The organism is Spongiibacter sp. UBA1325, assembly GCF_002306875.1.
Lineage (GTDB): Bacteria > Pseudomonadota > Gammaproteobacteria > Pseudomonadales > Spongiibacteraceae > Spongiibacter > Spongiibacter marinus.
The window spans coordinates 215100-225908 of the sequence record NZ_DBTD01000006.1; the positions used below are offsets into that span (position 1 = coordinate 215100).

General features: G+C 55.5%; 10 protein-coding genes. 8 read left to right on the plus strand and 2 right to left on the minus strand.

Features of this window, described 5'->3' with window-relative positions; all coding sequences use genetic code 11:
• Positions 1-79: 79 nt before the first annotated feature.
• The gene (locus tag B3K78_RS06815; RefSeq protein WP_286694842.1) at positions 80-1099 is read right to left on the minus strand and encodes a GlxA family transcriptional regulator; all 1020 of its coding nucleotides are present in this window, start codon (positions 1097-1099) and stop codon (positions 80-82) included.
• 121 nt (positions 1100-1220) lie between these two features.
• Here B3K78_RS06815 and B3K78_RS06820 point away from each other — a divergent pair, with 121 nt between their 5' ends.
• From B3K78_RS06820 to B3K78_RS06855, 8 genes are all read left to right on the plus strand, one after another.
• Positions 1221-3101, plus strand: a complete 1881-nt coding sequence (locus tag B3K78_RS06820; protein ID WP_286694843.1) for a beta-ketoacyl synthase — start codon at positions 1221-1223, stop codon at positions 3099-3101.
• A 114-nt stretch (positions 3102-3215) separates the two neighbouring features.
• Positions 3216-3638 (plus strand): PilZ domain-containing protein, encoded by a 423-nt coding sequence (locus tag B3K78_RS06825; RefSeq protein ID WP_286694844.1) that lies wholly within the window; start codon positions 3216-3218, stop codon positions 3636-3638.
• Between the two features lie 149 nt (positions 3639-3787).
• Complete coding sequence (locus B3K78_RS06830) at positions 3788-4300, plus strand: SRPBCC family protein (protein ID WP_286694845.1); 513 nt, start codon at positions 3788-3790, stop codon at positions 4298-4300.
• On the plus strand, positions 4300-4863 hold the full coding sequence (locus B3K78_RS06835) for a nitroreductase family protein (RefSeq protein ID WP_286695036.1): 564 nt from the start codon (positions 4300-4302) through the stop codon (positions 4861-4863). Before B3K78_RS06830 ends, B3K78_RS06835 begins: the two co-directional genes overlap by 1 nt.
• Positions 4860-5690, plus strand: coding sequence for a crotonase/enoyl-CoA hydratase family protein (locus tag B3K78_RS06840; protein ID WP_286694846.1), 831 nt, complete (start codon positions 4860-4862; stop codon positions 5688-5690). Before B3K78_RS06835 ends, B3K78_RS06840 begins: the two co-directional genes overlap by 4 nt.
• Positions 5691-5816: 126 nt before the next feature.
• Positions 5817-6392, plus strand: a complete 576-nt coding sequence (locus B3K78_RS06845; RefSeq protein WP_286694847.1) for a lysophospholipid acyltransferase family protein — start codon at positions 5817-5819, stop codon at positions 6390-6392.
• 65 nt (positions 6393-6457) lie between these two features.
• Positions 6458-8614 (plus strand): PQQ-dependent dehydrogenase, methanol/ethanol family, encoded by a 2157-nt coding sequence (locus B3K78_RS06850; RefSeq protein WP_286694848.1) that lies wholly within the window; start codon positions 6458-6460, stop codon positions 8612-8614.
• A 75-nt stretch (positions 8615-8689) separates the two neighbouring features.
• Entirely contained in the window at positions 8690-9709 is a 1020-nt protein-coding gene (locus B3K78_RS06855) for a medium chain dehydrogenase/reductase family protein (RefSeq protein ID WP_286694849.1), read from the plus strand.
• Between the two features lie 465 nt (positions 9710-10174).
• Here B3K78_RS06855 and queD read toward each other — a convergent pair whose 3' ends face one another.
• A complete protein-coding gene (gene queD / locus B3K78_RS06860; protein WP_286694850.1) occupies positions 10175-10540 on the minus strand; it encodes a 6-carboxytetrahydropterin synthase QueD in 366 nt (121 codons plus the stop codon).
• Between the last annotated feature and the right edge of the window lie 269 nt (positions 10541-10809).

Consider the following 10809-nt stretch of genomic DNA (forward strand, 5'->3'; position numbering starts at 1 on the left):
TCGGCGGTTCAATGGATCGCGATTATGACGCTTGATAGAGGGCGTCGCCAGTGTTGTTCTGCTCTGTGTTGATGAGTATTCAGTTGCCGCTATCGATGGCAAAGAGCTTGCGTCGCACGCTGCGGCGAAACTGCCCCGGGGTCATGGAATAGTACTGCCTGAATAGTTTGCCAAAGTAACTGACGTCGCTATAGCCGCACAGCGGGCTGATGTCCTCGATAGCCAAGTTGGTATTCTTGAGTAATTCTCGCGCGGCATCCAGCCTAAGGCGCTGCAGGTACTGCAGGGGTGACTGACCACAGGCGTGGTGAAAGCGGCGCTGAAAACTGCGCTGACTTAGCCCGCTGCGCTCAGCCAGTTCTTTCATGTTGATCGTGTCGGCGAGGTGTCGATGCATCCAGCTTTGAGCCAGGGCGATCACTTCGTCGCCGTGGCGTGCGCTGTGTTCGCCCCGGTAGGCCTGGTTGGCGAAGGGCTGGCGGCTTTCTGGCGAAAATTGCTGTGTTGCCCGCTGTGCAATCTCCGGCCCCCAGTGTCGATCGATGAGGTGGATAATCAGGTCGGCGGCGCTATTCACGCTGCCGGTGCAGTACAGCGAGCCAGCCTGGGTGATTAAGTGGTCGCGCTGCATTTGAATATTGGGGTAGCGTTGCTCGAAGTCGTCGAAATAGTGCCAGTGTGTGGTCGCCGGTCGGTTGTCGAGCAAACCGGCCTCGGCGAGAAAGTAGCTGGCGTTGCCAACGGCGCAAATTTCGCAGCCGCGCAAGGCCAGCTGGCGAAGCCATTGCTGTACATCCCGGCGCTGCGGGCCACCGCGAAGCGGGTGACGCCAGCGGCTGGCAATAATCAAAATATCGGGCTGAGGCCAGTCGTTTAGCGGGCGCTCATCGCTCAATACCTCATCGACGTCCAGCTGAATTCCCCCGGAAACACTGATAGGGGAGGGCTCCAGGCTAATCGTCGATAGTTTGGCAGGGGCGCTCTGCCGCCGGCTGAGAAATAGGTGGTTGCAGGACTGCAGCAGCTCCATTGGCAGGCAGAGGCTGGTGGCTAAGGCATGATTAAAGCCGAGTAGGCCTATATGTCGTTGACGTTGCATAATGTTGACACTGTTGTCGTTAATGCCATATTTAATGGCCAATTTATCACTATATGCCGGGGATTGGCTACGTACACTGCTGGCTTGAAAATTCGAGTCGTGTTGTTGAGGTGGTGTGTCAGTGAGTCATTTACCCGTGGTTGTTGGTTTTGGCGGCGTTAATCCTGCAGGGCGCAGTTCTTTTCATCACGGCTATCGCCGTCTGGTGCTTGATGCACTGCCGCTGGCGGCGCAGCAGCGCACCCTGCAAAGCCTTGCTGCCTTGATGGGCGTGGATGAACGCATGCCAGAGGCGGAACGCCGCCAACATATACTGGCCCATACCCTGATTCGCAAAATCGAGTCCGCGGCTTTTGATGTCGAGCAGGTAGCCTGGAACAAGCGACTGCACCTAGAAGGGGGAGCGGGGCAGTTTGAGTTTGTGACCTCCGCCAAGCAATTGCCCGAGCGTGTGCCTGAGGGCTGGGCGCTGCGTAATATCGGTGGCGGTAAGGTGGCGGTTACCCTCGACGGTGGACTGGATATGCTGTTGCCGACGCATCGCAAAATGGATGTTTCCAGTGCGGGGCAACTGCCAACGGGCTTTGATCCCAGCAATTACTACAGTGCCCGCAACCATCCGCGGGGCTTGCAATTATCAGTATTCGGGGCGTCCGATGCCCTGCAGTCGATGGGGGTCGATTGGGATACGGTGCGCGCCAGTGTCCACCCTGACCAAATATCTGTGTACGCCAGCTCGGCAATGGCGCAGCTCGATGATGCGGGCTTTGGCGGTCTGCTGGCCGCGCGTGCCAACGGTGGCCGCGTTAGCTCCAAGCAACTGGCACTGGGCTTAGCCGATATGCCCGCCGATTTTGTCAGTGCCTACGTGTTGGGGAATGTCGGTGGCACTGGGCCCAGCTTGGGAGCTTGTGCGACGTTTTTCTACAACCTGCGTCAGGCCGTGCAAGATATCCGCAGTGGTGCCGTGCGCGTTGCGGTGGTGGGGGCAGCAGAAGCGGGAATAGATCCGCGGGTGATGGATGGTTACGCCACCATGGGGGCCTTGGCCACGGATGCTGACTTGCTTAAGCTGGATGCCGGTTCGGGGCGTAGCGAAGCGGATTACCGCAGGGCAAGTCGACCGTTCAGCAGCAACTGCGGGTTTACCATTGCTGAGGCGAGTCAGTTCGTCGTGTTGTTTGACGACGCGCTGGCCCTTGAGTTGGGCGCGCAGGTGCATGCCGCGGTGCCCGAGGTCTTTGTAAATGCCGATGGCTATAAGAAGTCCATTTCATCGCCGGGCGTGGGGAATTACCTCACTGTTGCCAAGGCAACCTCAGCGGCAGGGGCGATTATTGGCGAGCACGCGCTGAAGACGCGCTCATTCGTTCAGGCGCATGGCACCAGCACGCCGCAAAACCGTGTGAGTGAATCGCATATCCTTAACGAAACCGCCAAGGCCTTCGGGATTGAGCGCTGGCCTGTCGCCGCGATTAAAGCCTACCTGGGTCACAGTATCGGCGCGGCCTCCGGCGATCAGTTAGTTTCCAGCCTGGGGATATGGCGCGACAATATCCTGCCGGGTATCACCACCATTGACCACATTGCCGACGATGTGCAGCGCAGCAACCTGCACTTGCCCATGTCGCACCTCGAACTTGAAGAAGACAGCATGGATGCGGCAATTCTTAATGCCAAAGGCTTTGGTGGTAACAACGCCAGTGTGTGCCTGTTGTCGCCGCAATTTACTGAGCGCCTATTGCGGGGGCGTCACGGCAGCCACGCCTGGAAAGGCTACTGCGAGCGCAGAGAAGAGTCTGTCGCTCAAGCGAATGCCTATGATGAGGCGGCGCTTCGCGGTGAGTTGTCGGTGCGTTACCAGTTTGGCGAGGGAGTGCTTGAATCTAATGACCTGGATATACAGGCCGATAGCATCGGCATTGCCGGCTGGCTGAAGCGCGTGGAACTGCCCAATACATCGCCCTACACATCCTGGCTGGCCAGTGAGGATGCGCAGTAAGAATCGTTACCCCTCGGATATCGGCTAAATACCCTCCGGCAACTACGGATGCTGCCGTGCGTTTTTTTCTGGCCAACTGACGGTGTAGAAATCGGCAGATAAAGGGGGAGCATGATGCGAGAGTATTTACGCCACCCAAGTAATATTCCGGTTGATGTCGAAGTTATCGAAGAGCCGGGCGTTTGTCCTGCTCAAGCATGCGATGTCAGTGTTGCGGGCCTGTGTTGCCAGGTGGAAACGCCGGTAAAGCCCGGTTGTGATATCCGGTTTCGCGTGCCGTCGCTGTCGTTTGACTACACCGGCTTGGGCCGCGTGGTGTGGTGTCGCCGTCGTGGCCAACAATACCAATTGGGTATTGAGTTCTGCTCGGGTCGCGACGCCTACCGGGCTCGCATGGTGGAACAGGTCTGTCAGATTGAGGCCTATCGCCAACAGGTTGCCGAAAATGAAGGGCGCACACTCACTGGTGAAGAGGCTGCTGCCGAGTGGATAGACCGTTTTGCGGCCGATTTCGATAAACGCTTTGCCATGGGCTGAGATCGTCCTCCCAGCCATTCCCCTAAAAACCCCTCCTATCGCCAGATGTCGTCAAGATATCGGTACATTTGTGTCGAGCAAGACAGAACGCGGGATTCATGATTGAATACTCGTCCCGTCAGGGATGCGAGAATAGAGGACGAGAATAGATGAATCACGAAGCGAGCTCTCGGGTGCTGATTAAACTGCCCAGAGATCGAGCCTGGGCGCTGCTGCAAGATCTGACGTTGGCCCATCACTATGTTCCCGGTGTGCTGCGCTGTGAGCTCCATGGTGAACAGCGGCATGGCGTCGGTGCTAGCCGTCGGGTACACCAAAAAATGGGCCGTTGGATGGATGAAACCGTTACCGAGTGGAGTGAAGGTAGTGGCTTTGTTATCCGCTTGCACCGCGAGAATAAAGGGCCTGCCGCGCCCTTTAAAAAAGCCCAGTTTCGCTATCGCCTCGAAGACGCCGGACATGGCCAAACCGCGCTGACGACCAGTCTCATGTTTGATATGCGGTGGGGAGGTTTTGGGCGACTCCTGTATCGTCGCCTGATGGCCGGCGCCTTTCGCGGAATCATCCGTACCATTAGCCTCAATATGAAAGCCTATTATGAATCCCGGGCTGACGAGCCGGTTAACCTCGCTGATACTCAGACAGTCGGAGAGGGGCAGTGATGGACGCGTTACAGTTGTTGCAACAGCGAAACTCTGCCAGCAAATTAGCTGAGCCGGCGCCGAGTGAAAGCGAAATGGCCGACGTGTTTGCCGCGGCGGCCCGTGCCCCGGATCACGCCCGCCTGCGGCCGTGGCGCTTCAGAGTGATAGAGGGTGATGCGCGCGCACGGCTTGGCGAGCTCTACGCCGATGCTGCCAAACGCCGAAACCCGACACTTGGCGAAGCGGATTTGCAGCGTTTTCGCCGCCAACCCCTACGTGCACCAATGATTCTGGTGGTATCGGCGCTCGTGCAAGCGCACCCAAAGGTGCCAAAAATTGAGCAATTACTTTCCGCTGGCTGCGCGGCACATGCGAGTTTGTTGGCGCTTGAGGCGCTGGGCTACGCGGCCATTTGGCGCACCGGCGACCACGCCTTCGACCCCCAGGTTATGGCTGGTCTGGGTATGCAAGAAAACGAAGAAGTCATTGGATTTTTATACGTCGGCAGTCGCGATGGCGCAGCCAAACCCTTGCCCGCAGTGGCGCTGAACGAATTTGTTGAGAAGTGGACTGGACTATGAATATTGTTGAACCCCCCGTATATGAAACCCTGGCGCTGCGTATGGAGCAGCATGTGGCGTGGGTTGCGCTAAACCGCCCCGACAAAGCCAACGCCATGAATGAGGCGATGTGGAACGAGCTTCAAGCGTGCTTTGAGTGGTGTGATGGTGAGAGCAGCGTTCGGGCTGTTGTATTGTGCGGCGAGGGCAAGAATTTCTGTGCGGGTATCGATCTGGGAATGTTTGCCGGTTTGGCTGAGGTCATGGCGAAACAGCCCGAGCTGGGTCGTCGCATCGAATGGTTTCGGCGCCATATCAAGTCCTTACAGGCCAATTTAACGGCCATTGAACTGTGTCGAAAGCCAGTAATTGCGGCGATTCAGGGGAACTGTGTCGGCGGCGGTATCGACATGGTCAGCGCCTGTGATATGCGCTTCTGTGCTGATAATGCACAGTTCTCTATCAAGGAAATCGATATCGGCATCGTTGCCGATGTAGGCACCTTGCAGCGTCTTCCCAAGCTCATTTCCCCCGGCCGTGTTAGCGAGTTGGCGCTGAGCGGTCGCAACGTGGGTGCGGCGGAAGCGGAGCGTATCGGGCTGGTCAATACCGCCTATAACTCCTACGAGGAAATGATCGAGGCGGTATCAGAGCTGGCGCAGAGTATTGCTCGCAAGTCACCCCTGGCCGTGCGGGGCACCAAGGAAATGATCCGTTACAGTCGCGACCACAGTGTCGAAGATGCCCTGAACTACGTCGCCACATGGAATGCGGGAATGCTCAGCCAAGAAGACGCGATGCTGGCAATCTCCGCGGCAAACGGCGAGTCGCCAGATTTTAAAGACTAGTCAGCCAAGATTACTATTCGTTTAGGAAAGGGGGATTTTGCTCGACCGAGCTTGTTCCCCTTTCTTCTGTTGGTAAACTACCTGTAACCTGCAGCGCCTTAGATGCTGCCTCGGTGATAATAATCAATGCAAAAAAATACGATTTTCAAGAGTGCGCTGATCCGCTTTTTTCTCCGGCCGTTTTTCAAGCTCACCACGCGTCTGTTGGGGTGGAAAATATTGGGTGAAAAGCCAGAGCACAAAAAATGTGTGCTGATCGCGGTGCCGCATACCAGTAACTGGGACTTTCCAACCATGATGGTGATCGCCTTCGTTCTGGGGCTGGATGTCCACTGGATGGGAAAACACACCCTGTTTCCCCGCGGCCCCCTCGGCGCCATTATGAAGTGGTTCGGTGGTATCGCCGTCGACCGTCGCAAAAACCACAATATGGTTGAGCAGATGGCTGAAGAATTCAGTCAGCGTGACGAGATGATGTTGATTATTACTCCGGAGGGCACACGCAGCGCGGTGAACCGCTGGAAAGGCGGCTTTTACCATATCGCGCAAGCCGCCGGTGTACCGGTGATCCTGGGCTATGTGGATAGCAATACAAAAACAATGGGCTTGGGCCCGGCATTTTTCCCTACCGGGGGTTACGATGCTGACTTGGCAGAAATTGCCAATTTTTATAAGGGAATGCGCGGGCTTAAAAAGCAGTAGACGCGAGCGTCACGGCCCCATTCTCGACATAAATCAATAATAAACGACAGTCACTGGGGCTCACTATGACAGATCGATATCGCTGGGCAGCGTTACTGCTGACCTTCGCTAGTATGGTAGTTGGTAGCTCGGCATTTGCCCTTACCGCCAAAGAGGTGGGTACCGCCGAGATCGCCAGCAATCCTGATGAAAACTGGCTCAGCTACGGCAAGGACTACCGAGAGCAACGCTACAGCGAACTTGCGCAGATTAACCGCGACAATGTCAGCGATCTCGGGCTCGCCTGGTCGTTTGACACAGAATACAACCGGGGCTTGGAAGCAACGCCCATCATTGTTGATGGCGTGATGTACGTAACAGGCAACTGGAGTGTGGTCTACGCGCTCGATGCGCGCAGTGGCGAGCTGCTGTGGAAGTACGACCCGAAAGTGCCTCGCGAATGGGCAAAAATGGCCTGCTGCGATGTCGTTAACCGAGGTGTTGCCGTTTACGAAGGTAAAGTCTTCGTAGGCAGTCTGGATGCGCGCTTGATCGCCTTGGACGCTGCCAGCGGCGAGGTGATTTGGGAGGTGCAAAGCGCCGATATCAAGGCCTACCCCTACACCGTTACCGGAGCGCCTCGCGTTGCGAAAGGCTTGGTATTTATTGGTAACGGCGGGGCTGAATATGGCGTGCGCGGATTTGTCAGTGCGTTTGATGCCGACAGCGGTGAGTTGCGCTGGCGCTTTTATACCGTTCCCGGCAACCCCGCCGATGGCTTTGAAAACGATGCAATGCGCAAAGCTGCCGAGAGCTGGACGGGCAAGTGGTGGGAGTACGGCGGTGGTGGCACCGTGTGGGACAGCATTGTCTACGACGATGAGTTAGATCAGCTCTACATTGGCGTGGGTAACGGCTCCCCCTGGAATCACCGCGTTCGCAGCCCCGAAGGGGGTGACAACCTCTACCTCTCGTCCATTGTTGCCCTGGACCCCGACAGTGGTGAATACCTCTGGCATTACCAAGAGACGCCTGCCGAAACATGGGACTACACGGCGACTCAGCACATTATGCTTGCCGATATGGAGGTGGATGGCGCAACGCGTAAAGTGATCTGGCACGCGCCGAAAAATGGCTTCTTCTTCGTGATTGATCGCGAGAATGGCCAATTACTCTCTGCCGAGCCCTATGCCGATGTGAATTGGGCAACGCATTACGATATGGCGACAGGGCGGCCGGTAGAAACCGACATTGCCCGCTACCCAGACGGCCCTGAATTGATTCGTCCCTCATCAATGGGGGCGCACAACTGGCAGCCAATGGCCTACAGCCCCGAGACGGGTTATGTGTATATCCCTGCGATCAGCAGCTTGTTCCAGTACGAAGACGTGCAGGACTACTTGCATCGCTGGGGACAGTGGAACCTCGGTATTCCCCTGCAACAGCCGCCGCTGCCGGACCCAATTTTGGCGCAGCTGATGACCACGAAAATGACGCGCGGCTCCCTGCTGGCGTGGGATCCGAAGACCCAAAGTGCGGCGTGGGAGCTACCTCATAAATTGACGTGGAACGGCGGATTGTTGGCGACCGCAGGCGGCCTTGTCTTCCAGGGCACTGCCGAGGGCGAGGTGATTGCCGTCGATGCTAAAACCGGTGACAAACTGTGGACCTTCGATGCGAAAACCGGCGTTATGGCGCCCCCGGTCAGCTACCAAATAGACGGTGAGCAGTACGTAACTATTTTGGTCGGATGGGGCGGTGCCTTCGGCTTGATTGCCGGCCTGGAAAGAGAACATGCGCCGCCACCGAGCCGGGTGCTTACGTTTAAGCTGGGCGCTTCGGGTGCCTTGCCCGACAATCCTGAAAAGCAGCTTCACGAGCCGCCGCCGAGACTGACCGAAGACGAGGCCGTATTAAACGAAGGCCGTGAACTCTATTACGCCTATTGCAGCGCGTGCCACGGCACAGAAGTTATTTCGAATGGCGCGATCCCTGATCTTCGTCACTTGCCTCGGGCATTTCATGACAATTTCAATGCCATCGTGCTTGATGGGGTAATGAGTAAGCTCGGGATGGTCGGCTTTGGCGATGTACTCAACGAGGAGCAGGCCTACGCCGTTCACGCGTATATTCTTGAACAGGCAAATATCAATAAAGAGCTTCGTGAGCAACCACAGTGGTGGCGCGATATTAAAGCCTGGTTCTTTTCTGGTTTGGCCTGGTTGGTTGGCTTACTGACGTAGCGTCGTTTAGCAAGCCCTTATGAAGAGGCCGAATGGCCTCTTTTTAGTTTGAGTGTCAGCGACAGGAGAAAAGGTATGTACCGGCGAGTGGAATTAACAGCCTTTGGTGGCCCGGAGAAACTGGTCATCAAAAGAGAAACGGCACTCCCTGAGCCCGGCGTCGGCGAATTACGCGTGAAAGTGCTGGCTGCTGGCACCGGCTTTACAGACACCATTATTCGCCAAGGGCAGTACGTTGGCGTGAAGGAGAAGCCGCCTTTTACACCCGGTTACGACTGGTTTGGTGTTGTTGATGCCGTTGGTGACGGGGTTAGCGACTTTGCGGTGGGCGATGCGGTGGCGGATATGCCAGTGATCGGCGGCTACACCGAGTATCTCTGTGTTCCCGCAAGCCAGGTCGTGCCCGCGCCGCCTAATTTAGATGCGGCGTCGGCAGTGTGCATGATCCTGTCATATACAACGGCCTACCAAATGTTGACCCGCGAGGCCAATATGCGCGAGGGGCAGAGCTGCCTTATTCACGCTGCCGGCGGTGCCGTGGGCACGGCGTTATTGGAGCTGGGGCGCCATATGGGGCTAAAAATGTATGGCACGGGCTCAGCGTCTAAAAAAGAGGTGATTGAGCGTTTTGGGGCAACCCATATTGATTACCGCAGCAGTGACTTTGAGGCGGAGATAAAGCGTTTAACCGGTGGCGAAGGCGTCGATGCGGTCTTTGACACCATCGGCGGCAAAAACTGGTCGCGCTCATACCGCTGCCTTAAGTCAGGGGGATGTCTGGTGGGCTTTGGCGCCCTGCAACTGACAACGGGAGAGGAGAGCGTGCCCAGTGTGATATTTGGCTTTGCCAAATTGCTGGGGCTGTGGAAGTTGCTGCCCGATGGCAAGAAAACGCGGTTCTACAATATTCAAACCCGGCGTGAGAAACAGCCCGATGATTTTATCGCCGATGTAAGCGCCTTGTTTGCCATGCTGGCTGCGGGGGAGTTGCAGCCGGTTATCGCCGAGCGCGCACGCTTGGATGACATTATTGAGATTCATCAGCGCCTTGACCGGGGTGAAATTGCCGGGAAAGTCGTGCTCGAGATGGCCTGATCCCCCCTCTATCATCGCCGGGGCCCCCGTCGCCCCGACTTATCCGTATTTACCCTTACATGCGCTGCCCATATAACAAATTTGTTGAATAAATTCGGGGCGCGCGATTGTGTCTAACGCATTTCCTATGGTAACGCCTGAAGTTTTGCACTGAGGTTACCAGTTTTCCACATAATCTGTGGATAAGTTAGTGGGTAAGTTGTCAGTTTGTGGCGCTAGGTACGATGGAATCGGCCTTGTAACAAATTGTTCAAAATTTAGCCATTATTACAAAAGTCAATAAAAACAATGGGTTGTGATGTTTTTGTGATTTTTTGTATGACTTTTGAGCGCTAAGCTTGTCACATTTGCTACAGCAGCTCTAACTGTGAATAAGTGTTACGTCAATAGTTGATTTATGTAACGTGTTACCAAACGCCACCATGTTGCAGTGTGGCGCACGGTAATGCTCATAGATGGTGCATTTCAGCGCGCGCCAGGGCCCGCATAGCTGCAACCGCTGGTGCAGGTTTCACGCATCTCGACCCGAAGTAGCGCAGGTAATTGCGGCTTGAGCTTCTGCCAAATCCAGATCGCCAGGTTTTCACTTGTCGGATTCTCTAGGCCGGGGATGTCGTTGAGATAGTAGTGATCCAATTGGTCGATAATCGGCTTAACGGCAGCTTTGATATCACCGAAGTCCATAATCCAGCCAGTGTGGCTATCAGGTTCCCCGCCGACCACTATGCGTAATAGAAAGCTGTGCCCATGCAGTCGTGCACATTTGTGTCCTTCGGGAACGTTGGGTAGGCGGTGAGCGGCTTCAAAAGTAAATTCTTTGAAAATTTCCACAGATTAATCTCTGGCTGAACGAGTGGGGCGGCTATGGTAATCAGCTGTGTATAAGCTGTACAGCATGCCGCTAAATCCAATTGTTCATTTGCTGTGCAGAATGAACAATTAATGAGCTTCCTTTTGTACGAAAAATAAGCGAAATCAGTTGGATAGCGTTTTTTTCATAAAATTTTAAAAAAACTTATCGGAGAGGTTTGACAAGAAAAGCGATTACTGTAGAATGCGCCTCACTCGATTGAGAGGGGTGATTAGCTCAGCTGGGAGAG